Raw genomic sequence first — 24,505 nt, 5'->3', positions numbered from 1 at the left:
GCACCGGCGGTCTAGCCACTTATGAGCTGGCAACCTATGTACGAGCCACTCGTGTGTGAGCCCCCTTCGGCCACACCAACGTGCTAGCCCACTACATGACGACGAGATACGGGCCGAAGGTTAACGCGAGTCCCACGACCGCGGCAAGAAGCATGATGAGCTTGTCTTTTTCACGCAGAAGAGCGTGAACCACACCGACGAACACAAGTGTCATAACGATGGCTAGCAATGCCGTCAACGGCACCGAGAACCTGTTCCACAAAATAGTGAACCCTTTGAACACGGCCACACCGGCAGCCAAGGCAACGATGATCTGGACGATCATCAGGCCAATGTTCATTTTGTCCGAGGATTCGTCCTCGTCGCGGGACTCATCCTTGACCGCGGACTCACCCCGGTCTGAACGCTCATCGTCCTCATCGGAATACTCCGACAACCGCTCAGATGTCTCGTGCTCTTCCCCCGGCAGGGCCCCTTCCTGCTCCTCGTGCCAGTAAGAGGACTCATCGTCGATCTTAGACCCGTCATCAGAGGGGTATTCGCCACGCAATAATCCCTGTTCATCGGGATTGTCGTCGGCTGCTGCGAGATCCTCGTCGGTAATCTGTTGCAGATTGCGAGTTTCTTCTGTCGACGGAGTTGAGGCACGCGGAGTAGATGTCGACAACGAGTCACGCGCCTGATCATCGTCGATCTCGGAGGCACGGTCCACTCCTGCGCGATCCACTGTTACCCGGTCAGATCCGCGCTGATCCGCACTCCAATCGTCCTCAGCAACGTCGCTGCTCGCGGCCGAATCGTCAGAGCCCTCCGCGCCCGCAGCCCACGTATCTTCGTTCCATACGGTGTCCGCGGCGTTCTCAGGTTCGCCGTCGGCGTCAACTTCACTGTCAACGTCGCTATCAATGTCGCTGTCGGCATCAACTTCGTCGCCAACTACACGTGCCTCGATGTTGGCACTCTGGTCAACCGGCTCGACACGATCGGCACCCTGCTCATAGTCGGCACCCTGCTCGCCATGCGCATCGTTCTGCGCAGCCCGGGCCCAAGTTTCGTCAGACCACGAAGAGTCGCTGTCCACCGAGCCACTATCTACAGACTCACTATTCACGGACGCTGAGGGTTCGGCCTCTACCTCATCGACGTCGTCAACATCGACGTCCGTCGGCTCCTCGTCTCCGCCGTTCTCAAGGTGTTCGTCAGTGACTTTTGGAATGGAGCCCGTCAGCTCTGCAACAGACACGCCCCCCTGTTCAATGTTCCGGTGCCGTCGAGGAGCAACATCGGCATCGTCAGCCGGTTCCCCAGCTACGTCGGCACTCTTCCGGCTCGCGGCGCGACGAGCAAGAAGTTCTGCCACAGTTATTTGGTCGCCAGCCATACCGTCCTCTCGACCATCAATGGAGAATGGCCCATTGTTCACGGGCCGAACATCAACGCCCTCAACCCTACCCAAGCGCAGGCCAACAATGAACATATGGCCACATTTTTGGGCCACAAACTAGTTTCACTCTTAGGTGTATAAGCCAAATAGTGCCGACAATCAAACGATTACCGACGTCGCGGCGACCGCAAATCCAGCCGTCGCGCGACCACACGTTCTGGCCACACCACTGTGGCAACTACGCCCAAGCGCACCTATTGATAATCCGCCACGAAGTCTGGCGAATCGGTGTACCGCATAATGACGCCTTCACGCAGCGCCCACGGGCAAATGTTGATCTCTTCCAGGTCCAGCGCGCGCATGGCCCCCTCAGCCACCAGCGCACCGGCCACAATCTGCGGCGCCCGATCCGCACTGACTCCCTCGAGCTCCGCGCGGTCCTCCGCCGTCATCCGAGAAATAAATGCAATCAACTGCCGAACACCCGCGCGCGTCAACGTCCGCTTCACCCTGGGGCCAGCCGAGCTGGGAGCGGCACCCGTCAGTCGGGCCAATGTTCTAAAGGTTTTCGACGTGCCCACGGCAAGGTCGGGGACGCCGTGGTTCTTAATCGTCGCCGCCGGTGTGGCCAATTCCGCGTCGATGTAATCACGCAGCGCTTTAATCTTCTTCTTCGACGGCGGGTCTTGGTCGAGCCAATCGTGGGTCAATCGGTTCGCGCCCAGCTGTACGGAGAACGCGTCTTCCGGGTCTTCATCCGGGCCAGCGCTGATCTCCAGGGATCCGCCACCGATGTCGAGGTCAATGATTCGCCCGGCCGACCATCCGTACCACCGTCGGACAGCAAGAAATGTCAAGCGGGCTTCATCCTCACCGGACAGAATTTTGAGTTCGACGCCGGTCTGGTCTTTCACTTCCGCCAGAACGTCGTCGGAGTTGGTGGCGGACCGCACCGCGGACGTAGCGAAGGGGATCATGTCATCGCAACCGAACGTTTCCGCCAGGTCAGAGGCCTCTTTGACCCCTTTGACGAGCTTGTGGCGGCCTTTCGAGTTCAACTCGCCATGCTTATTAATGTGCTCCATGAGCCGCATGGTGGTTTTCCAGTCGCTCATCGCCGACGGTTGACCACCCTGACGGGCATCAACCACCACGAGATGAACGGTGTTGCTTCCTACGTCTAGTACACCGAGTCGCACGGAACATAACTGTATCAGTGCGATAAACGAACCAACGTGGGTGGCGGGCGGAGTGACGTAACCCGCTCGGTTGTTTAGTCCTTCTCAGGCAAACCGCCAGCCCACAGTGCAGCAGCGATCAATCCCGGCTGACCGAAAAGACGCAGGAGGCGTTTGCCGTCGGTATCCAAGTTAAAACCGCCGTTCTTTTCGGCGTATTGCCCCACATTGCCCGGGAAAATAGCAATGTAGAAAGCGGCCAATGCAACCCCGACTTTGCGACGCTCCTTGGGTAAAGCCATGAGGCCCAGGCCCAGGCCAATTTCTGCCAAACCAGAGCCGACGACGACCGAGTCCTCGGAGAGCGGCGCCCAGGACGGGACCTGGTCCTGGAATGTTTTGCGGTTCCACGCGAGGTGCGACACACCCGCCATCGTCATAAATCCACCGAGAGCGAGCCGCGTGACCTTTTGCGAAACTGGCTCATTCTTGGGCGCATGCCCTGCGTACAGTTTCTTGGCACGGGATAGCCGACGCTGGAGTGATTTGTTAGCCATGATGGCTCCTTCATTCGACAGATAGATGTTTTTACCCATAATACGTCCGTCGCAACACTGCGACAGATCCCCGAAATATCGCGGAGTACATGACTCGGGCTACAAGATAATCATGCATAAACCATGCGTAATGAACGAAATATCTATTGTGAAGGGTGAGCTTAAGCCGATGGGTGACATGACGAGAAGTAGAAAATACATTTCCCTCCTCAGCGTCGTGCCCGTGGTCAGTCTTTGGCTATCCGGATGCGACCAGGGCAGTGACGAAACGCCCCAAGGCTCACGGTCAGCGGTTTCCCCGTCGACCGCCTCACCCTCGAGTCCCCGCGACGCATCAAACAGCCACGCCAACATTCAGCCCTCGCTCGACTCCCAGGCAGAGTCCGATCAACATAGAGATGGTGACGGCACCGAGGGTGGCCATCGTCGGCAAGAAGACGCACCATCCACGTTGAATGGGACGAGCAATTACATTCCCAATCCCAATCAAATCGGCGGAAACTGTGGCACAACCTACGACGGAGATGAGATCAAGGCAGAGGCGACAACATCCTGCGGTTTTGCAGGAGCAATATTCACCTCCGCGATGCAGCAGACGTACTCCAAGTGGGCTCCTGACCCGACCGTGACCTCCGTATTGCGCGCTGACTTCACACAAAAAAGCCCGACGACGGGGCAGGAATACACCGTCGTCTGCATTATCGGCAGCGCGCAGGACACCCTTTCGTGTGGTGAAAAGATCAACGCGACCGGAAGCGATCGCGGCAGTTTCGAGGCTGTTTACCATCGAGGACCTGCCGGAACCTTTGGCCAACGGGTCAGCAAAAAGTAATCAGGAAGAGACCGCCTCTATCACAGCCGATCGTTATGCTTACTAGCGTTACCGGGCGTGGGTGAGGTGTTCCTGGATGAGCAGGAATCACCTGCATATTAAAAAGAAATCCTGGTCTCGAGCATGAGCTCGAGGCTGTTTTTCGTTTCAAGGAAGAGTTTATCTTCAGTCGTATAAGCCCAGGAAGAACACAATTTCTGGGGCCCGACGCACCGACGCACGGAAGAAGGAGCCGGTGGACGGACACCGCGGGGGACGCTACACCTGGAGCCCGAAAATGCGGGGGGATATGCGCCCCGAATAAAAGCGCGGGGGTATATGGTCAATTTTCTGCCATTTTTCGCCCATATCCCCCCGCAGTTTGACCACCACCCCGCATATACCCCCGCAGTTTTCCGGCATGCGGACACACTTTTGTTGTATAACCCCGCATTATGATTGGGTTCAAACCTCGTTAGATTTTCCGCGTTTTAAGTGATCGCCCGGTCAGCATCTATGCTGAGTGCGCAATGCCCACTCCTAAACCCACCCATTCCACAGCGCGCACCCATCCCATGCGCACCGGCTACCCCGAGGGCACCCTCGCGGACCGCTCCATCCGCGCCGGCATCGAAGTCCCCGCAGACTTCCCGCGCGAATGGTTCTCCTTCCTCAACCCGGACGACGAGGATCACCTCATCACCGTCGATCTCACCTGGCTGCTCTCCGGCTATTCCTGCCGGTTCGGCACCGACGCATGCCCGGGAATTGAATCGTCGATGCCCAATGCTGGCTGCTGTGTTCACGGGGCATTTCTTGCCGACGAAGACGATCACGACGCCCTCACGGATTGCGTGTCCCGCATGCCCGCGAAGTATTGGCAACTTCGCCCGGAGGGGACGGACGAGTGGCTGAGCACCCGCGACCCGGCGGAGTTGGAGCCCTGGCTCGTGTGGGATGAGCTAGACAATGACGACGGCGAACCAGAACCAGCGCTCAAGACGCCCATTGTGGACGGTGCCTGCATTTTCGCGAACCGGCCCGGCTGGCCAACGGGCACGGGGTGCGCTCTCCACCAGTGGGCCATGGACACTGGCGAACGACTGGAATACGCGAAGCCCGAGGTGTGTTGGCAGCTACCTTTGCACCGCACGGAGGACTGGGAGACCCGCCCCGACGGCCATGAAATCCTGCACACGACGATTGGCGAATACGAACGCCGCGGGTGGGGCGACGGCGGAGAGGATTTTGACTGGTACTGCAGCGGCGCTCCTGGCTGCCATACGCCCATGCCTTTCCTCCAAGGGAAATCCCTGTGGCGTACACACAAAGATGAGTTGACCGAAATGCTCGGCGAGAGCGCCTACGAGGTCATCGCGGAGCATTGTGAGGCGTTAGAGGAACGGGCTCGGATCGTGATGGAGGCCGAGGGGCAGACCAACGTCACGCAACAAACCGAAGCTGCGCAGAATTCACGTCGCCCTGTGTCGTTGGGAATGCCGATTGTTGCGATGCATCCGGCAACGGTCGCCGGCACACACCCGGCCAACTAAAACCGCGCGGCACCACGCCGCTAAAAACGGGCGGGAAGCACAAACCTCACCACGCCGCTAAAACCGCCGGGGCCCGCCGTTATTCGAATTTGTATCCAAGCCCCCGGACCGTGATCAGATGGTGCGGGTGCGAGGGGTCATCCTCCACTTTGGACCGCAACCGCTTCACGTGAACATCCAGCGTTTTCGTGTCCCCCACGTAGTCCAGCCCCCACACGCGGTCAATCAGCTGGCCACGTGTCAGCACACGCCCTTCATTCCGCATCAGGTATTCCAGCAGGTCAAATTCCTTCAGGGGCATGTTGATTTCTTTGTCGTCCACCCATACCGAGTGGCGTTCCACGTCCATCCGCACGTTCCCGACCTCAAGGATTTCGTCGTCAAACTGGTCAGGCCCAGAAGTCCCGCGGCCACGTCGAAGAACCGCCCGAATTCTCGCGATAAGTTCGCGGGCCGAATACGGTTTCGTGACGTAGTCGTCGGCACCCAGCTCCAAGCCAACGATTTTGTCCATCTCTGTATCTCGTGCCGTGACCATGATGATGGGGACGGTAGAGCTTTGCCTCAGTTTTTTACAGACCTCGGTGCCGGACATCCCCGGGAGCATAAGGTCGAGGAGAACAATGCTGATCTCGTGCTGGCTGAACTCACGCAGACCCGTCGGCCCGTCGGGGGCGATGATGACATCGAATCCCTCCTTGCGCAGGAGGAATGCAAGCGGCTCGGATAACGTTTCCTGATCTTCGACAATAAGAACACTAGTCATGTGTCGGGAGCTCCAAAGTGAATGTTGATCCGGTTTCCGGCTTACTCCATAGCTTAATGTCGCCGTCGTGGTTTGCTGCCACATGCTTCACAATCGCCAGGCCCAAACCTGTACCCCCTGTTCGTCGGGATCGTGCCTTGTCGACGCGGAAGAACCGCTCGAAGACGCGTTTCTGGTCTTCGGGGGCGATGCCGATTCCGCGGTCTGTCACCCGCACGTCCACGACCTGCCGCCCCTTGTCACGGTCAGAGAGCACTTCCCTGGTGACGGTGACCGGCGTTGCTTCCGGCGAGTAATTGATGGCGTTCATGATGAGGTTGCTCAACGCGGTGACCAGCGAGTTCGTGTCACCTAACACGGTGGCCCCGCAAGGAGCGTCGGTGGAGAGTGAGATGTCGTGCGCTTCCGCGGCAAATCGGCATCGCTCGACTGCTTCGTCAACCACATCGTCGATGCTCAGGACTTCGAAATCAGGTAATGGTTCCGCGCCTTGTAGCTTGGTTAAAGAGATTAGTTCGGTGATCAATTGGCCCAGTCTTTGGGTTTCTTTCATTACTTTTCCGCCGAAATATTCGACAGAATCGGGATCATCTTTGGCCTCAAGCAGGGCTTCCACCATTAACGACACCGCTCCGACCGGTGATTTCAACTCATGTGACACATTTGCGACGAAATCTCTCCGCGCAGTTTCCATGCGCACATTCTCTGAGTCATCAATCGCATATATAACGATGAAGCGATTGTCGCTGTCAGAAAGTAAGCGAACGGCGGCTTTCACCGAAAAAATGGGGCGTTCGCGGGTCTCACGAGCAGACCGCTCCGGGCGGAACACGATCTCGCGCGGCTCACCGTCCGCGAAAACCTTCAGCGCAGCTCCCCAGGCCGCCCGGTTGATGTGCGTCTTATCCACAATGCCCAGTACCCGGGAAGCATCGTTGGCTAGCACAATGTCTTCATGCTTATCGACGACGACCACCGCGATGGGGGAATTATCGACGGCCACATTGAGCACGTCGGCGTAGGTCACCAGCTTGCTCGACGCCTTAGCTTTGGGCTGGCGAGATGGCGACGCTGGTTTCTGAACACGGGCCGTCGGTTCGCGGCCGGGCGCTTCCCCACCTGCGCGGGGTTTCAGCCGCGGGTGGAGTAATTGCACACCAGAGAGAACACGGTGCAATTTGGCCACTGTGAAACCAATGGCTCCCCCGACGAACACACTGACTGCGATGATGATGCCGATTGTCGCGGACACATCATTAAGCGTAGTCGGTCACGCGGGGCGGGCTCCCCCTACCTCACCGCCACGCGTTAACTGCCCCGCCTTAACGTCATGGGTCCGCTTTTACTTCGAGCCCTGGTTAGCGACGGCCGCAGCTCCTGCGGCAGCAGCTTCCGGATCCAAGTAGGTTCCGCCGGGGTTCACAACGGAGCCGTCCTCAGCAATCTCGTAGACCAGCGGGATACCGGTGGGGATGTTCAAACCGGCGATGTCGTCGTCGGAAATGTTATCCAGGTGCTTGACCAACGCACGCAAGGAGTTTCCATGGGCAGCGATCAGGACGGTCTGCCCCTTCTGTGCGCGCGGAAGGATTTCTTCCTTAAAGTAGGGGACGAAGCGAGCAACGACGTCCTTCAAGCACTCCGTCTTCGGGACCGAGTCAAGGTTGGCGTAGCGGGGGTCGTCGGATTGCGAGTACTCTGTGCCGTCCTCGAGCTCTGGCGGGCGAGTGTCGTAGGACCGACGCCATGCCATGAATTTTTCGTTACCGTATTTTTCTTTAGTATCGGCTTTGTTCAGCCCCTGCAGGGCACCGTAGTGACGCTCGTTCAAGCGCCAATCACGGATGACCGGGATCCACAGCCGGTCGGCAGCGTTGAGGGCGATGTCAGCGGTGCGGATAGCCCGTCGTAACAGGGAGGTGTAGAGCACCTCAGGATGAAGGCCCTTTTCCTTGATGAGCTCGCCACCGCGCTTGGCTTCTGCCTCGCCCTTTTCAGTGAGATCAACGTCGACCCAACCCGTAAATTGGTTCGTGGAATTCCACTGGCTCTGGCCATGACGAAGAAGAATAAGTTTTCCGTTACTCATGCCTTCTATCGTGCCACGAATGGCAACACCTTGCCTAGTGCCCTGGAGGAACATCGCAGCGTGCCTGGATGAACATGGTCAGTGCACTGGGCGGTGGCTGCTCATCGGCTGCTTCCCGGCTACTCGTCGGCAGGTCGGAGAGCCTCGAAGGCTTCCAAGTTTCTCGTTGATTCGCCGCGGCTTAATCGCCAGGCCCATTCTTTGCGGATGGATTCCTCAAATCCCATCTCAAGCATCCGGTTGAAATCGTTATCCGCCCGGTCCAGTAGCTGTCCCAGAGCCCGATCCAGGTCCTGCGGGCTTAGATTCGCTGGTAGGTATCCGGCCAGATAGATGTCGTTATTGGCGTCGAGCGTATAGGCAACACCGAATGTCTTGTTGTTCTTCTGCAACAGGAACCGGTACACGTCGGCCTGTTTTTCCTCGACGGCACGGCACACAAACGCTTCAATGCGTAGGTAATTCTGGCCCGGGATCAGCAGCGCGACGGTTTTCAGTCGCCTGGTTCCCGGCAGGATAACGGCCACAAAGTCCTTGCCGTCGGGGGCGTCATAATCAATGTCCGCCTCGTCGAGGAGTGCGATCAGGTCGTTTTTGGTCATACTCTCCATTGTGGCCTCTATGACGCCCCGGCGCGGTCACTTCCGCAACGAACGTGGGGGCCTTTCTTGATTGCATCCTCATAAATGTCACTGAGGTGGCGTGCCGAGCTGGCCCAGGAGAACCTGGAGGCGTGGGCGGTGGCGTTTTCGCCCATGGCGATTCGACGATCGTCGTCATCGCACAAGGCTTGCAACGCGGCGGCCCAATCGGATGGGTTATGGCCGTCGACGAGGATTCCGCTGGTGCCGTCGTCGATGGTGATGGGCAGTCCACCGGCACGCGCTGCAACGACAGGGGTGCCGGATGCTTGGGCTTCTACGGCGACGAGCCCGAAGGATTCGTTGTAGCTAGGGATGGCGACGATGTCGGCGGCGCGGTAGACGCTGGCGAGGTCCTCTGGCGGGCGGGGTGCAAGGAATCGCACCAGGGAGTCGATGCCGAGGTCCCGCGCGAGGTCTTCAAATTCGGTGGGGCGCGCGAGCCCGTTGCCTGATGGTCCGCCGCACATAAGCACGCGTAGTTCCTGGTCCGGGCGCTGTTTCATCATATCGGCGACGGCCCGCAGGAGGACGTGCGGGCCTTTCAATCGCTGCATGCGTCCGACGAAGGCGATGACCGTGGCATGCAAAGGGACGCCGAGTTCACGTCGGCTGCGTTCTGTTGCCCGGTCGGATCCCGGCGAGAATTGTGTAACATCTGCCCCGGGGAGGACGACGTCGATGTGCTCGGGGTTGGCATCGTAGTGGAAGACTAGGTTATCTTTTCCTGCTTCGGTATTGACGACGAGGCGATCCGCGTTGTCCACGATTTGTTGTTCACAGATGCGCCGTGATTCCGGTTCGGGGCGGTCGCCCGTGGCTAGCGCGCTGTTCTTGACAAGCGCGAGGGTGTGCGCGGTGTGAATCTGTGGGACTTGCCATAGGTCGCGGAGAAGCCACCCCACCTGTCCACTCATCCAATAGTGTGAGTGGATGAGCGAGTAGGACACTTTTTCACAATGGGCGAATTCGATGATGCCGCCGGTGAAGGCGACCATTTGTGTGGGGAGTTCCTCTTTGGTGAGCCCTTCGTAGGGACCGGCAATGATGTTAATGAGCCGAACATTCGGCGCGAGCTGCACGACTTTCCCCTGGCTAGAGCGTGTGGCGCGGGTGAAGATATCGACCTCGTACCCCAATGCACCCAGTTCTAATGAGGTGGATCGGATGTAGACGTTCATTCCTCCGGCATCACCGACCCCCGGTTGCTCAATGGGAGAGGTGTGCATCGAGATCACGGCGATCCGGCCGCGAGGAGAAGTTGTCATGCCACCAAGGGTGGATGAATCGGGCGATCCTTGCAAGCGTTGCACTCTGACATCCCGGGGGAGTTTCGGGGTTGGCCATAGGGCGGAGCGATTCGGCGTCCGACAATGTAGCAAATATGTAGTTGCCGAATTACCACTATTTTTATTTTTTGCCTACAAAAATTTCATATGGAGAGTCGTTAGCGTTAGGGTGAAAAACGCCTCAGTCCCCCGTCGCTGCCTAGGTCTATCCCAAGAGGTCTTAACGATAAGAGGCCTAAGCTCCACTCGGAATTGAGGCGTACTATCGCTTCACATCAATCACGCCCACGGCACACCCCTTCGAGAGTGTCCCTTCCACCTATCGCTACGACAGAAAGTGCAAACATGGGAGCAACCGACGATAAAGCATGGTTACAGTATTACCCCGAATGGACTGACCATGAGCTGGATTATGAGGGCATAACGCTGTCCACCATTTACCGCGACAACCTGGCCAAATTTGGCAATCGACCAGGCCTTTCCTTCTTTGGAGCTAAACAATCTTGGAAGGATGTCGATCGCGAGGTACGTCGGGCCGCAGCCGGACTCTATGCCCTTGGAGTGCGCCAAGGCGATCGCGTCGCACTCCTCATGCCTAATTGTCCTCAGCACATTCATGCTTTTTTCGCCTGCGTCATGCTAGGCGCGGTACCCGTCGAACATAACCCTCTCTATACCGCTCCTGAGCTCAAAGGCCCCTTTGCAGATCATGGAGCGCGTATCGCGATCGCGTGGGACAAATCGGTCGCGATGGTCGAAAAGCTTCGTGCCGACCCCAATACTGCTTTAGACACCATTGTTTCGGTGGATATGACAAAAGCTATGCCTCTGCACTATCGGCTAGCTCTCCGGATCCCTCTTCCTCCCCTTTCCAAGATGAGGGGCCAGCTCACCACCTCAGTCGATGGGACAATTCCTTGGGAAACTCTCATTTCCGACGGCCTCGGTGGGGATGGATCCACCATCGAACCTTATGACGCCGATCCCGATGACCCGACACTTATCCTGTACACCTCCGGCACGACGGGAGCGCCCAAAGGCGCAGAATTGCGCCATCGAAACCTTGTGGCCAATGTTGTTCAGGGCAAAGCGTGGGTTCCTGACTTACGCCCAGGCAAAGAGACTTTCCTTACTGCGCTGCCTATGTTCCACGCCTACGGCATCGTGATGACCATGCTATTTGGGCCCTTCATCGGCGGTGCAGAACTCATTCTGCTGCCCTCACCGGATATGAAGCTCATCATGTCGATTATGAAGAAAGAGACTCCTACATGGCTGCCCGGAGTCCCTACGTTGTATGAGCGTATTGCCGCTGAGGCGACAAAGAAGGGCATTGATATCCATGGCGTCCGTAACTCATTCTCCGGCGCATCATCCCTGCCCGCCTCTACCGTCGAAAAGTGGGAAGCACTGACCAAAGGACATCTCATCGAAGGCTATGGGCTGACGGAAACCTCCCCCATCATTGCCGGGAACCCCATGACCGATAACCGACGTCCCGGATACGTCGGCATCCCGTTCCCCGACACCATTATTCGCATTGCGGACAAAGATAATCTAGATCGCACCATGCCCGATGGGGAACCAGGAGAACTCTTGGTCAAAGGCCCTCAGGTCTTCTCTGGATACATCAATGCCCCCGAAGCCAACGCAAAAAGCTTCCATAACGGCTGGTACATCACCGGCGACGTCGGGATCATGGAGCCCGATGGCTTCATTCGCTTAGTCGCACGGACCAAAGAAATCATTATCACTGGCGGATTCAATGTGTACCCGCAAGAGGTAGAAGACGTCCTCACCCGGCACCCCGATATTGAAGCCGCAACAGTTGTCGGTCTCCCCCGTGAAGATGGTTCTGAAACAGTCGTCGCCGGTATTAGCTTGGAACCCGGAGCAGCCCTCGACCCTGATGGATTAAAGGACTTCTGTAGGGAATCCCTAGCCCGATACAAGGTTCCCCGCACGTTCTATCACTTCGACGATTTACCCCGCGACCACATGGGAAAGGTCCGCCGACGTGATGTCCGCGACGACATTATCGAGCGCACAAAGAAAAACTAGCGCCAATGGCTCCACAGCCGGCCTAAAACCCCACCCACACTGGTTCGGGTTCCAACGTCACCCCGAAGACCTCCCGAACATGGTTTTGCACGGCGTGGGCCAACTCGACGATATCCGCGCTGTTGGCCCCGCCGCGGTTGGTCAAGGCCAGCGTATGTTTCGTTGACAATGACGCCGGTGCGTGAGCATGAACCTTCCATCCCTTCGTCAGCCCCGACTTATCGATCAACCACGCTGCCGATAACTTCACACGATTGCCGACGGGGAACGCTGGCATCGACTCCGCGACGTCATCACCACACCGCTGGCGGACAGCCTCACGGATAAGAGGGAGGGCGTCGGCGTCGATAATGGGATTAGTGAAGAACGAACCCGCTGACCAGGTGTCATGATCGTTCGCGTCGAGAACCATTCCCTTACCGTGCCGCAGCTGGAGGACCGCCTCACGCACCGCCGCGGCTGGTCGTCGAGCGCCACCCTCCTGGGCTGATTCTTCCGGGGTCACCCCCAAGCGCCGGGCCAACTCGCCATAGCGAAGCGGGGCCGACACTCCCCCGGGCGTCAATTGGAACTCCACGGCCGTCACCACGGCCCGCCGGGTGAACTTGATGTTCGAGTAGCGGTAGGCCAGGTCGAGGGCGTCGGGAGTGACCCATTCCTGCGCACCCGGCTCGTGCTCGCCATCGCCGCAATAAGTCAACAGCACGCGCTGCAGCACCGAGGACACCTCAACGCCATACGCGCCCACATTCTGCACCGGCGTCGCACCGACCGACCCCGGAATCCCCGACAGGCACTCCAATCCGCCCAAACCCGATGTCACGGTCGCGGCCACGAGGGCATCCCACTCGACACCGCCGAAACAGCTCACTGTGCCTTCGTGAACGTCCATCATGACGGGTGCTAGCTGCGATTCGTCATCGTCGGGATCGTCCAAAATAGGCCGGCGAACCATCAGATGAACGGCAATCAGCTCCTCCACCGACGGGCTCTCCGCGACCACCAAGTTCGATCCACCGCCGACGACGATCCACGGCACCTGGGCATCAACGACCGCCTTGACCACTGTGGCGACGGCGCCGGGGGTTGTTACCTCGACGACAGCGCGCGGAGTACCGCCGATGCGCAACGTCGTTAAGTCCGCGAATGACTTCCCGCGGACGACGGACACACCAACGGTCGCGTCCAGGCGCTCCAGGAGGTCATCGGTAGAATCCTGCTGCGGACTCGTCGGTAAAGAACTCATCTGCTCAGCCTTAGTGTCGGATTGGCGGGCTGCCGTTCAGCCCCGGTTGACTCGTGACAGTACGGCACCTCAGTCTACGATCACTATCGACGAGTGGGTAGTACCACATCCACACCACCGCTATCGACACTTCAAACGCACTCCCTGCTGAACCGCACCCCCCTATGGACAAACCCTCGACCCCACATGGGAATCGCCGCCATCCCGACGCTGGGACGCGGAATCTGCGCGCCCATAATGTCCGCACACCATCGTGGAGTGGGAATGGGCCCGTCGGCACCGTGACACGCGGAACGACGGGGATTAACCGGCTGCGGCGGTGCGACCGGTGGGTTGTTCATAACGCGGACCTGCGCCGCGCGCTCCTCCATGGGGATAGGCCCCTGGCCGTGGATGTGGGCTACGGTGCGAGCTGGACAACGACCTGCGAGTGGGCCGCCCGTTTGCGCACTATTCGCCCTACTGTCGACGTCACCGGCTTGGAGATCGACCCCGAGCGCGTCCTCCCCGACCGCGATGGGGTTCATTTCGCGCTCGGCGGGTTTGAGCTGGCCGGGCTGCGGCCGCACCTGGTTCGGGCGTTCAATGTGCTGCGGCAATACGATGTCGCGGATGTTCACGCTGCGTGGGAAACGATGCAATCGCGGCTCGCGCCGGGTGGGTACATCATCGAAGGGACCTGCGACGAACTCGGCCGCCGGTGTTCCTGGATCCTCCTAGATGCCGACGGGCCGCGCACGCTGACCCTCGCATGGGATCCTTTCGACGTTGACAAGCCCTCTGACCTGGCCGAACGTCTGCCTAAAGTTCTGATCCACCGCAATGTTCCGGGCGACCCCGTCCACGATCTTTTTAGTACGCTCGACGACGCGTGGAACAGAACAGCACCGTTCGATGTGTACGGCCCCCGCGTCCGGTGGCGGGAAGCGCTGACCTACCTGCACCGATCTGGATTTCCTGTCGACGCTCCGCGGCGACGAATCCGCGATAACGTCATTACCGTTCCATGGGATGTTGTTGCGGAAGGGTGAGGTATTGCCCGACGCTAGCCGTCTGCAGTCTCTGCTCAGCCCAGGCGCTCGAGTTGCATATATGCTGGTAAGAGTCCAGAAACTGGATGGTATCCAAGAGCTGTGACCCACTGGCGGATATCGACGCATTCGTCCCCATCAACGATCTCGCACACGATGTGTAAATCAGGGAAATGGGCGGAGCAGGTCTGGTTCACTGCATCGTTGACCCCTTCAATTAGTGCATCGTGCTCTGGTTTTTCTGTATCGTCATCCCTACGCGCGATAGCTACCGTAATGCAGTGCTCGGCAGCAGACCCCGCTACCCGCGAATGCTTGACGCCAACCCACGAGACAGCGTGTGGAGCACAATCCTGGAGAGCTAAACGCACCGCAGCGAGTGCAATGGCCTGATCTGTGACGGCATCGCTTCGAGCCCCGAGCGCTAATGGCCATAAGCACGGTAAGACGTCCGAGTGAGATGCCCGGCGCGGATTACCTGGAGAAATGTCGCGCGAACTTACGCTCTCCGTCACTGTCCGAGCTTGGGCAGCAACTGGCGTTTCCAACCGCGCTGTCTCAGACCGCACTATCTCGACGGGAAAGTCCATCGATGGAGTAACTCCGAGTTCGTCCAACACATCGCACACATCATGGATCACGTTGCCCAGCGGAGCAGTAGCGTCGACCTCCACGGTGAACAGCGGTCGATCTACCGAGTCACGCATTAATGACACAACATTGGGGTGGACCGCGCGCACGGTTGTTGTCGGGGTGGACGTGTGTGGTTCGCGATCCACAGAAATAGCGTCGAGTTCAGACTTGTCGCTCATTCCGGCTCGGACGTCGTCCGACAGTCCCCACGTCGCCAATGATTCCCACATCAACGTCGGCGTCGCGTGAGCCCCAAGACAATCAGGATCAGCCAAGGAACACTCGCGCTGTAACTGGTCAATAACCTCAGCCGGCCGGAGATAATCACCCCATTGAATACGACGATCAATGAGAGTCCGACCTGGTGTAAACGGACGAGCCTGAATAACGCCGCTATCCGGATCACGATGCAGGACAACAGACTCACACTCGCGATTGACCTGTGGCTCTGCTCCGAGTGGTGGGGTGACAGCCTCGGTCACAGAGGAAGCGAAGCAATCGTCCCGCAGAATTCCTGTGTCCAGCGGAATTTTGTACAGAATGACAGGAGTTTCTTCAGCATCAGGTTCGTGAACCGTGGAAGGAAAAGAAGAGTGACGTCGGACATTGTGAAAGACTGCTCGACAATCGACGGTACTTCCGAAGGTGGTCGCGAACGCCTGGGCTCGGTCTATGAGCCACTCAACTACCGGCTCAGTGAAAACCGGATCCTCGGCGTGGACGTGCAGCGTGATGGGAGTAACGGGAGACGCTAATTTGCTATCAGGATGGCGAGCAATGCTGTAGGCAAGCCGCCCAAAGGCCATCGGGCTACCAACATGGTTGCCACTACCGGTCTGACGGCTCCCCTCACTCCAACGGTGCACGTAGTCGCGGGTGAGTTCCTGGATAGTGGAACCAGTGAAGTACTCCCGCACAACCAAAGCGAGCAACCCCAGTGGTTCAGCCAGGTTCCAAGCAGGGATGTGTCCTGATAGTGCTGAACCAGCTGCGGTTGTACTGACCTCGCGTGCCACCGCCACCGACGCCTCCGGGCTGTAATCACGGGGAGCATCACCGAAATCAACAACAGCGAAAGCGCGGTTCATGAGGGCACCGGCTGTTATACGCAGATCCTGCTGGTAGACGTAGTCCAGCGCCGTTTCGTCGAGAGGTGAACCACCGAGAAGCCACTGAATATGCGTGTATTCTCGTTCGATGGTCTCTAATGTCCGGGCACAACCTCCCGCACTCTCGATCGAAATATGCCGTGCGGAAATCCCCGGCTTCAGTGCCAGTCCGCGCGAGTGTCGGGGAATAGCTAGCCCACCGGTCCAGGCAGCAATTCCCATCCACCGGACATAATCGATAACCTTCATCACCTAAAACCTAGTCCGCGAGCCCCCAGAAGCCCCGTAAATACCCCTTACTCTGTGAATTTGCTGAATAGTTTTCTACAACATTCCTAAATACGGCATTTTCCCTTGCCGAGCCCCCACGATCTCCGGTTTACTTGTCCGCGTGAATCGCTCTAAGTCTTCTTTGGGAAAAATCATGGTGGTCGTCATCGTGCTGGCCATCGTGGTACTCGTGGTCGCCGAATTTGCCGCGCGGGCCTACGTGTCCTCTCACATTAAAAAGGAGCTCTCAGAGCACGCGGATGGTTCGTCGTCCTCCGCACAGGTCTCGTTCGGCACGCACCCGGTTCTACCTGCGGTAATCACGCGCAAGCTCAGCCATGTGAAGGTGGATATTCCTAATTCGCTCGATGTGACCTACCCCGACGGCACCACATCGGCTCCCGACGTCAGCGGGTATCCGCCGTCGACAATCACGATTGATAACCTCAACATGAACTCTCACAAGGCGGGCACGCTCACGCTGGATACCACGCTGTCCACCGATTACATCGAAGCCGCGGCACAGGGTGGGGTGACGCGAAAGGGCAGTTCAGGCACCAATTCGCAAAACGCCAGTAGTCAGGCCTACCACCAAGCTGCCTACTCCCCTGCGGCGCAATCTATTGCCGATCGCGCCATCAAAGTCACGGCCGTCAACCCCAACCCATCAAAAGGCACCTTCAGCCTCGAGCTATCCGGTGGCCTGGCCGATCTAGAGATCAAGCCCACTATCGGCGACGGCGATCTCACCATGAAGGTGACCAACGCGAAGTTGCTCGGTATGTCGCTTCCGCAGTCTGTGGCCGACGTTCTGACGTCGCAAATTGAAGATGCCGCCAATGTCAGCAATAAGGAGCTGAAGGCGACTCATGTGGAGGTCACTAGCCGGGGTATGCGCGTGACGGAGGAAGGTCACGACGTCGATCTGAAAGCGCTGTCGGATAATGCCAATCAGATCCTGGGGACGCGGAACGATGGCTCGACCAGTGATTCAGCCGCTGGTCGCGTTAGTGGCCGTCAGTAGTATTCGCCGTTTTGGATGCTCTTGAGCTGCGGGTGTACGTCAAACCAGTACACGCCGATGGCCACGATGCCGAAGAGCCAGATGAAGCTCCTGGTGAACAGCACGAGGAGCGTCGATACCACTAGGATTCCGAACCACTGCCACTTGGGGCGGCGGTCCCCGGCCTCGAACGCGTCGGAGCGGGTGGATGCCACAACGACGGCACCCACAACCCCCACGACCGCGATGGCTAATTTCATGGCCACCATGACCCAGCCGAGGACCATGAAAATTGTCATCATGACATGCATCGCGGACTCTCCCACTACGTAGTTTTCAAGGGTGGCGGATTCACTGCCAGACTACAGGCACCCACCAGGCTACAGACTCAGCACCAGCTGCGAGAGCGTGTAGATCAGCAGCCCGGCCAAGGATCCCACAATGGTCCCATTAAAGCGAATGTATTGCAGGTCCTTCCCCACCATGAGCTCGATCTTGTCGCTGGCTTCGTCGGCATCCCAGCGCTCCACGGTTTCGGAAATAATGCTGGTCACCTCGCCCGAGAAGTTCTGCGCGATATACCGCGCGGTTCCCGTGACGCGCTCTCCCCATCGCGCGCGAAGCTCCGGATCCGTCAAGAGCCGGTTGGCATACAGGGAGACTTCCTCGGCAATTCTGCGTCGCACATGTGATTGCGGATCCGACGCCATGCGAACGATTTGTTCTTTCATATTGCGCCACACGGTCGCGGGTGCAGCTTGCACGGGTGCGGAGGACAGCACGTCGTGTTTAAATTCCTCGACCCTGTTGATCATCTCCGGGTCATGCTGCAGGTCCGACGCCCATTGATTGACCACCCGACGCAACGCCTGGCGGGCCTCATGGTCCGGCTCCGTCTTCACCTTGTACGCAAAATCGACGACTTCCCGGTACACGCGTTCACCGACGAGGTCGTTGATGAACCCTGGTGCCCACGACGGCGCCCGCTGATTGAGCAACCGCGTAATGAGCTCCTCGGAAGTGCGCGCGCGGTCATATGCCCAGGAAATAATCGTGTCGACGACCGGCTCGGCTTTTCCCTCCGCAATGAATTGCTCCATGAGCGCACCTGCGGGCGGCCCCCAATCCGGCTCGGCGATGCGGTCGATCACCATCGTGCGGATAATCTCGGCAGCTTCGTCATCGTCGATGCCCTCGACAATGGCGATCGTCGCGTTGCCGACCTCTTCGGACACGCGCGCCGCATTGGCCGGCTCCGACGCCCACTGCCCCACTCTAGCGGGAATGTCGGCCTTCTGAACTTTGTCGGTAATGAGCTCAGCATTGAGGAAGTTGTCCCCCACGAACCCCGATAATGCCTCGCCGACCTGGTCTTTTTTGCGCCGGATGATCGCCGTGTGAGGAATGGGCAAGTGCATGGGCCGCCGGAATAGTGCCGTCACGGCGAACCAATCCGCGAGCGCACCGACCATGCCCGCTTCGGAGGCGGCGCGCACATAACCGATCCATGCGGCGTCGGAGTCCTGCTCCAACCACCGGCACACGAGGTAGATCACCGTCGCGAAAACTAAGAGCCCTGTCGCGATGGCCTTATATTTTTTCAATTCTCGACGGCGGCCTGCCTCATCGCTGACCGGCGGAAGGGTTTCCGACGACGGCGAGGATGGCGAGGGAGCCGACGACGGCGAGGCGGAAGACGACGAGGCCGAGGACACAGTTCCCCGTGGTGCGGGCGCCTGAGTGGCGACCTGTCCACGGTGGTTAACGGCTACGGGAGCTACCGTGGCTGCGTGCCCTCCGCGGCGGGATGTGTCGTGCCTGGCTACAGGCGTGCCGGAGGGTGTGGGGTGTGCCAGGTTATCTCCAGAGGAGGCACGAGTGGGTGAATCGTTATCAGGGGAATTATCCGCAGGAAGGGCATGACGGGGTCCAGAATCAGTCACGGTTCTATTGTGCCAGGGCGGTAGGACATGACACGCATGCGCTAACACGTGCTGCACAAGCATTGCGTTCGAGCCAAAGTTTTACTGGATCCCCCGACCCTGCAAACATAAAACAAGGCTGACTTAGAGGTCTCAGTCGAAGGCTATCTAAAGTTCTACAACACCGAGCGCATCACCAACACGCTGGGCGGACTGACCATCGAGGAACACCGCCCTATGGTGGCGGCATAACCTGTCCAAAAAGGTGTTCGCACCGTTTTCTGTTGTATAACCCCAGGAAGAACCTAATCCCCGGGGCGCGAAGCACCGACGCACGGAAGAAGGAGCCGGTGGACGGAAAAACTGCGGGGGATGCTACACCTGGAGCCCGAAACTGCGGGGGGATATGCGCCCCGAATAAAAGTGCGGGGGTATATGGTCAATTTTCGGCCATTTTTTGGCCATATCCCCCCCGCAGTTTGGCCACCACCCCGCATATACCCCCGCAGTTTTCCGGCATGTGGACACATTTTTCGTCGTACACCCATAAAACAACGCCACCCCATGTTCACAGGGGTGGCGTTGCTGGAGGTGCTCAGGATCTGGTTTCACCTAAGCGCGTTATTGATACATTCACGCATGCACAATTCATGCGGGACCGTGCTGAACAGCGCTATACCGCTCAAAACAGCACAGCCATGCGCAACGTGGTGTCTTTTAGTGGAGGCGTCCGGTGCGCTTCTTGTACTCACGGTAGGGGGCACGACCAGCGTGGATGAGGCCGAAGCCGACAATGAGGCACACGAACCCGCTAATGAGTCCGCCGATTAGCAAGTAGGTAGACCAGCCTTGCCCGCCATAAATTTCGGTGGCAAGACCGAAGATGAAAATGCCGAAGAAGGCGAGTGAGGAAAGGACAAACCCCATCCCCGACCATGTCTTGCTACTGTGCAGCGATGAATGCGGTGACGCGAGGGATACGGGAACATAGCCCTCTATGTAGTGCGGTTCGCCTTCAAATCGAACCTCAGACGAAGACATAACTTTACCTTTCACGACCTGAATCAGGGTGGGTCATAGAGTGTGACCCTTAGTCTAGCGGCTTGAGGATAAAAATTACCCATAAGCCACCGTGGGGTCACCCCTGAACTGCCACCCTGCATGTCTAGGCAGGCCAACAGAACGTAGGAGTGACAGGTGATATGACCTACTTGTCCTTGTTACGCAATGCGGAACGAGTGCGCTCTTTCGTCACGGCAGCCACAGCGGTTAACGGGATTCCCGCCGGGCAGACGTCGGCACATTCACCGTACAACGAGCATGGGCCGAAGGTGGTTTCCAGGTTGTCGACCATCTTCCGGGCACGCTTACCGCGCTCTTGCTTACCCAGCGGCATGAGCTTCAAGTGCTCCAATTTCGCGCCGGTAAACAGGTGAGCTGCACCGTTCGGGCACGCGGCGACGCACGCACCACAGCCAATACATGCCGCGAAGTCGAGAGCCTTCTCGGCGTCGGCGTGGTTCATGGGCAAGAAGTCCGCGTCGGGGGCGGTACCAGCCATGACGGAAATGAAGCCGCCTTGTTCCAAGACGCGATCCAGCGCGGAGCGATCAACGACCATATCCTTAATCACGGGGTATGCCGCAGAGCGCAATGGCTCGATTTTAATGCTGTCACCATCTTTGAAGTTGAACAGCCGCTGCTGGCAGGCCGGCTTGTTCTTGTCCGGACCGTGCGGCCGGCCGTTGATGGTCAAGCCGCAGGTGCCGCAAATACCTTCACGGCAGTCGGAGGCGAAAGCAAAAGGCTCTTTGCCTTGCTCGATGTAGCCTTCGTTGACGTGGTCCAGCAGCTCGAGAATGGACATTTGCTCGACGGCGTCATCGACATCGACAGACTCGAAGTGTCCTTCGGATTCCGGGCCCGCCTGACGCCAGATCTCTAGATGCAGTTTCATTACTTGTAGTTCCTTGTCATCAGAGGGATGCGGTCGAAGTACAGGGGCTCAGCGTGGCGAATGAATTTGCCATCGCCGTTGTGTTCCCATGCAGAGACGAAGCACCACTTGGAGTCATCACGCTCTGCCTCACCATCTTCAGAAAGGTGGTCATCGCGGTAGTGGGCACCACAGGATTCGTCGCGGTCCATGGCGTCGACGCACATGAGCTCCGCAAGATCCATGTAGTCAGCAACACGGTTGGCGTATTCCAAAACCTGGTTGAGGTTATCGACGTCACCCGGGATGTGCAGGTTCTGCCAGAAATCATCGCGCAGTTCGCGGATGTCCTTGATACCCTTTTCCAGATTTTCGACGTTACGGGACACACCGCAGGAGAAGTACAGGATGTCACCCAGTTTGCGGTGGAAGTATTCCGGCCCGTGCGGGTCCTTCGCCTGGATGTTCATCAATTTCTCGATGCGCTTCTTGGACCGTTCCAAAGCTTCCTGAGCAGCAGGCGAATCAGCCGGGAGAATCTTCGTGCCCAGCAGTGGCGCCAGGTAGTTCGGAATCGTGAACGGCAAGGTAAACCAACCGTCAATCGACGCCGACAGCAGCGAGTTAGCACCCAGGCGGTTCGCACCGTGGTACATCCAGGATGCCTCGCCGGCGGCGAAGAGGCCGGGGATGTTCGTCATGTCGTTGAAGTCGGTCCACAGGCCACCCATCACGTAGTGGCAGGTCGGAGCGATACGCATTGGTGTCTCGTAGGCGGATTCACCAATGGTTTCTTCATACATCTGGATCAAGTTGCCGTAACGTTCCTTGATCACGTCCTTGCCCAGACGCTGGATAGCGTCACGCAGGTCCAAGTACACGGAGTTGTGCAATGGCCCGACGCCGTATCCACCGTTGATCTGCTGCGAGTTCGCACGGGAGGCGATATCGCGAGGGACGAGGTTACCGAATGCCGGGTAGCGACGCTCCAGGAAGTAGTCGCGCTCGTCTTCAGGGATGTCGTTGGGGTCGCGGTCGTCGGCCTTCTTCTTCGGCGTCCAGACGCGGGCATCGTTACGGAGTGATTCCGACATTAGAATCGTCTTGGACTGCCAGTCCGAGTTCACCGGGATACCGGTCGGGTGGAACTGCACGAACGACGGCGATGCCATGTAGGCGCCCTGGTCGTAGGCGCGCATGATGGCCGACGCGTTGGAGTTCTTCGCCAACGTGGACATGTAGTAGACGTTGCCGTAGCCGCCGGTTCCGAGGATTACGGCGTGGCCGGTGTGGGCGGTCAGCTCGCCCGTAATGAGGTTACGGGTGACGATGCCTTGGCAGCGGCCGTCGTCGATAATGAGATCCATCATCTCGTTGTGGGTGAAGATCTCTACCGAGCCGGCACCAATTTGACGCTGCAATGCGGAGGTCGTCGCCAGCTGTAGCTGCTGGCCTGTCTGGCCTCGGGTGTAATACGTACGAGAAACCTGGACACCACCGAATGAACGGGTGGCCAGCGTTCCGCCGTACTCGCGAGAGAACGGTGCGCCCACGGCATTCATGTGGTCAATGACGCGGGGAGACTCTTCTGCCAAACGCCAGCAGTCGTTCTCGCGGCAGCGGTAGTCGCCACCCTTCACCGTGTCTTTGGTGTGATTGTAGGTGGAGTCATTGTCCAGCTTCTTGGAGCGAGACGAGTTCACACCACCCTGCGCGGCAATCGAGTGAGCGCGGCGGGGAGCGTCATGGTACGTGAACACCTTGACGTCATAGCCCAGCTCACCCAACGCTGCTGCGGCAGCGCCGCCGGCCAAACCAGTGCCAACGACGAGGACCGTAAACTTCTTCCGGTTCAGAGGCGAGACCAGCTTGAAGTGTTGCTTAGCGTAATCCCACTCATCGGCCTGCGATAGCCCCGCCATGTGGGGAGCGTTGTCCTTTAATTTGGAGCCCAGGGTCACTCCGGGGACGCAGGAATCAGGCGCGGTGAAATTCTCAACGGCGGTGTCGTAGTCGAAGTCCGGCCCCTGATTGTGGGGGTTCTGAATAACTGCACTCATGTTTGTAACCTCCGCCTACAGTGATATCGCGCCGGTCAGAACAGCGACAGGAATCGAAATGTTGCCGATCATGATGATGGCCGGAACTACGTAGGCGACCACTAGCATGACTTGACGCCACCGGTGTCCGGTAATTCCGAGATCGGAGATAGCCGTCCAAATGCCGTGTGACAGGTGGACGAACAGAATCACCATGGCAAGGATGTAGAAAATGGCAACGCCGGGACGATCAAAGCTGTGAATGAGGTTGGCGTAGGCATTTGCATGACCGGGAGTGTTCTCCTCAAACTCACTCGATCCGATCGGCCGCACACCCAGGGTCAAATCCAAAATGTGGAAGATGATGAACAGCAGTAGGACCAGGCCCGTCACAACCATAGACCGCGCTGCAAAGGTGTTCATCCCCGACACAAGCCCTGTCCGGCGGTACTTGCCGCGTGATTGGCGGGCGCGAGAGTGCAAGGCGATGCCGCAGTACACGTGCAACACCAGGCAAGCGAGCAAAACAATACGAGCGACCCACAGGACGCCCTCACGCGGGAACAGGGGTTCGAGCACCGTACGCAGGAATTCTGCGTAGTCGTTGTAGTGATCCGCCCCCATGTAGATCTTTAAGTTACCGATCATATGGACGAGCACGAATAGCCCGAAAATTAGGCCCGTGATCGCCATCGTCATTTTCATAGCCCACGACGGGAACCCCGGCTTTTCACGGAGCGGGTCCGTCGTTATTTTACCGTGAGCAATGGCGTCACGGTTCGCGTTTTTTACAGTCATGGCACCTCCAGTGTCAGCCTTACTGTACGACGACGAGGGAGGTGCACTCCACTTACACCGCTACCGGGTGATACACATCACTAGTGGTCAAGACGGGTTTTTCGCAACTACGTCTTTGCGTAATTCATTACCCCCACTGCCCATCATGATTAGTAAGTGGAATTTTCCAGCCATGACCTGCAATGTTAA

At 58.3% G+C, this 24,505-nt stretch carries 21 protein-coding genes and 1 pseudogene; 6 read left to right on the top strand and 16 right to left on the bottom strand.

Annotated elements, in window-relative coordinates:
* Positions 1-91: 91 nt before the first annotated feature.
* The 3 genes from I6J23_RS04450 to I6J23_RS04440 form a co-directional block, all read right to left on the bottom strand.
* Positions 92-1,477: a hypothetical protein gene (locus tag I6J23_RS04450; RefSeq protein ID WP_204582684.1), complete on the bottom strand. Its 1,386-nt coding sequence runs from the start codon at positions 1,475-1,477 to the stop codon at positions 92-94.
* 161 nt (positions 1,478-1,638) lie between these two features.
* Positions 1,639-2,583 (bottom strand): Ppx/GppA phosphatase family protein, encoded by a 945-nt coding sequence (locus I6J23_RS04445; protein WP_046203225.1) that lies wholly within the window; start codon positions 2,581-2,583, stop codon positions 1,639-1,641.
* 74 nt (positions 2,584-2,657) lie between these two features.
* Positions 2,658-3,119, bottom strand: coding sequence for a DoxX family protein (locus I6J23_RS04440; RefSeq protein WP_204582683.1), 462 nt, complete (start codon positions 3,117-3,119; stop codon positions 2,658-2,660).
* Between the two features lie 130 nt (positions 3,120-3,249).
* Here I6J23_RS04440 and I6J23_RS04435 point away from each other — a divergent pair, with 130 nt between their 5' ends.
* The gene (locus tag I6J23_RS04435) at positions 3,250-3,951 is read left to right on the top strand and encodes a hypothetical protein (RefSeq protein WP_204582682.1); all 702 of its coding nucleotides are present in this window, start codon (positions 3,250-3,252) and stop codon (positions 3,949-3,951) included.
* Between the two features lie 509 nt (positions 3,952-4,460).
* Positions 4,461-5,483 carry a hypothetical protein gene (locus tag I6J23_RS04430; protein WP_204582681.1) on the top strand — a complete coding sequence of 341 codons (1,023 nt, stop codon included), beginning with the start codon at positions 4,461-4,463 and terminating at the stop codon, positions 5,481-5,483.
* A gap of 79 nt (positions 5,484-5,562) precedes the next feature.
* Here I6J23_RS04430 and I6J23_RS04425 read toward each other — a convergent pair whose 3' ends face one another.
* The 5 genes from I6J23_RS04425 to mshA form a co-directional block, all read right to left on the bottom strand.
* On the bottom strand, positions 5,563-6,249 hold the full coding sequence (locus I6J23_RS04425) for a response regulator transcription factor (RefSeq protein WP_204582680.1): 687 nt from the start codon (positions 6,247-6,249) through the stop codon (positions 5,563-5,565).
* The gene (locus I6J23_RS04420) at positions 6,242-7,501 is read right to left on the bottom strand and encodes a sensor histidine kinase (RefSeq protein WP_318758093.1); all 1,260 of its coding nucleotides are present in this window, start codon (positions 7,499-7,501) and stop codon (positions 6,242-6,244) included. Before I6J23_RS04420 ends, I6J23_RS04425 begins: the two co-directional genes overlap by 8 nt.
* Before the next feature lie 90 nt (positions 7,502-7,591).
* Entirely contained in the window at positions 7,592-8,338 is a 747-nt protein-coding gene (locus I6J23_RS04415) for a phosphoglyceromutase (RefSeq protein WP_204582679.1), read from the bottom strand.
* 119 nt (positions 8,339-8,457) lie between these two features.
* A complete protein-coding gene (locus I6J23_RS04410) occupies positions 8,458-8,940 on the bottom strand; it encodes a YbjN domain-containing protein (RefSeq protein ID WP_239454994.1) in 483 nt (160 codons plus the stop codon).
* 17 nt (positions 8,941-8,957) lie between these two features.
* Entirely contained in the window at positions 8,958-10,247 is a 1,290-nt protein-coding gene (mshA, locus tag I6J23_RS04405; RefSeq protein ID WP_204582677.1) for a D-inositol-3-phosphate glycosyltransferase, read from the bottom strand.
* 342 nt (positions 10,248-10,589) lie between these two features.
* Here mshA and I6J23_RS04400 point away from each other — a divergent pair, with 342 nt between their 5' ends.
* The gene (locus tag I6J23_RS04400; protein WP_412845044.1) at positions 10,590-12,329 is read left to right on the top strand and encodes a long-chain-fatty-acid--CoA ligase; all 1,740 of its coding nucleotides are present in this window, start codon (positions 10,590-10,592) and stop codon (positions 12,327-12,329) included.
* A gap of 22 nt (positions 12,330-12,351) precedes the next feature.
* Here I6J23_RS04400 and I6J23_RS04395 read toward each other — a convergent pair whose 3' ends face one another.
* On the bottom strand, positions 12,352-13,575 hold the full coding sequence (locus I6J23_RS04395) for a UDP-N-acetylmuramate dehydrogenase (protein WP_046203232.1): 1,224 nt from the start codon (positions 13,573-13,575) through the stop codon (positions 12,352-12,354).
* A 164-nt stretch (positions 13,576-13,739) separates the two neighbouring features.
* Here I6J23_RS04395 and I6J23_RS04390 point away from each other — a divergent pair, with 164 nt between their 5' ends.
* Positions 13,740-14,606 carry a class I SAM-dependent methyltransferase gene (locus I6J23_RS04390; RefSeq protein ID WP_239454992.1) on the top strand — a complete coding sequence of 289 codons (867 nt, stop codon included), beginning with the start codon at positions 13,740-13,742 and terminating at the stop codon, positions 14,604-14,606.
* Positions 14,607-14,641: 35 nt separating this feature from the next.
* Here the strand turns inward: I6J23_RS04390 and I6J23_RS04385 are convergent, their stop codons facing one another.
* A complete protein-coding gene (locus I6J23_RS04385; RefSeq protein WP_204582675.1) occupies positions 14,642-16,600 on the bottom strand; it encodes a hypothetical protein in 1,959 nt (652 codons plus the stop codon).
* 139 nt (positions 16,601-16,739) lie between these two features.
* Here I6J23_RS04385 and I6J23_RS04380 point away from each other — a divergent pair, with 139 nt between their 5' ends.
* The gene (locus I6J23_RS04380; RefSeq protein ID WP_204582674.1) at positions 16,740-17,642 is read left to right on the top strand and encodes an LmeA family phospholipid-binding protein; all 903 of its coding nucleotides are present in this window, start codon (positions 16,740-16,742) and stop codon (positions 17,640-17,642) included.
* On the opposite strand, the gene I6J23_RS04375 is transcribed toward I6J23_RS04380, so the two are convergent.
* Positions 17,636-17,923: a DUF2516 family protein gene (locus tag I6J23_RS04375; protein ID WP_390886200.1), complete on the bottom strand. Its 288-nt coding sequence runs from the start codon at positions 17,921-17,923 to the stop codon at positions 17,636-17,638. The two genes, I6J23_RS04380 and I6J23_RS04375, sit on opposite strands and share 7 nt — an antisense overlap.
* A gap of 78 nt (positions 17,924-18,001) precedes the next feature.
* Positions 18,002-19,627: a DUF445 domain-containing protein gene (locus tag I6J23_RS04370; RefSeq protein ID WP_412523802.1), complete on the bottom strand. Its 1,626-nt coding sequence runs from the start codon at positions 19,625-19,627 to the stop codon at positions 18,002-18,004.
* A 69-nt stretch (positions 19,628-19,696) separates the two neighbouring features.
* Here I6J23_RS04370 and I6J23_RS10910 point away from each other — a divergent pair.
* Positions 19,697-19,795 (top strand): annotated as a pseudogene (locus tag I6J23_RS10910) (hypothetical protein); the annotation flags it as partial.
* 465 nt (positions 19,796-20,260) lie between these two features.
* Here the strand turns inward: I6J23_RS10910 and I6J23_RS04365 are convergent.
* The 4 genes from I6J23_RS04365 to I6J23_RS04350 all read right to left on the bottom strand — a co-directional run bounded on the left by I6J23_RS04365 (position 20,261) and on the right by I6J23_RS04350 (position 24,316).
* Positions 20,261-20,584, bottom strand: a complete 324-nt coding sequence (locus I6J23_RS04365; protein ID WP_046203233.1) for a hypothetical protein — start codon at positions 20,582-20,584, stop codon at positions 20,261-20,263.
* A 166-nt stretch (positions 20,585-20,750) separates the two neighbouring features.
* Positions 20,751-21,500, bottom strand: a complete 750-nt coding sequence (locus I6J23_RS04360; protein ID WP_204087627.1) for a succinate dehydrogenase/fumarate reductase iron-sulfur subunit — start codon at positions 21,498-21,500, stop codon at positions 20,751-20,753.
* The gene (locus I6J23_RS04355) at positions 21,500-23,539 is read right to left on the bottom strand and encodes a fumarate reductase/succinate dehydrogenase flavoprotein subunit (RefSeq protein WP_204582672.1); all 2,040 of its coding nucleotides are present in this window, start codon (positions 23,537-23,539) and stop codon (positions 21,500-21,502) included. The genes I6J23_RS04360 and I6J23_RS04355 overlap by 1 nt, the downstream gene beginning before the upstream one ends.
* A 15-nt stretch (positions 23,540-23,554) precedes the next feature.
* The gene (locus tag I6J23_RS04350; RefSeq protein ID WP_204582671.1) at positions 23,555-24,316 is read right to left on the bottom strand and encodes a succinate dehydrogenase cytochrome b subunit; all 762 of its coding nucleotides are present in this window, start codon (positions 24,314-24,316) and stop codon (positions 23,555-23,557) included.
* Positions 24,317-24,505: the final 189 nt, after the last annotated feature.

This window comes from Corynebacterium kroppenstedtii (assembly GCF_016894245.1).
Taxonomy (GTDB): domain Bacteria; phylum Actinomycetota; class Actinomycetes; order Mycobacteriales; family Mycobacteriaceae; genus Corynebacterium.
The sequence above is the reverse complement of the archived record's forward strand: the minus strand, read 5'-3'. Positions and strand labels throughout refer to the sequence as shown.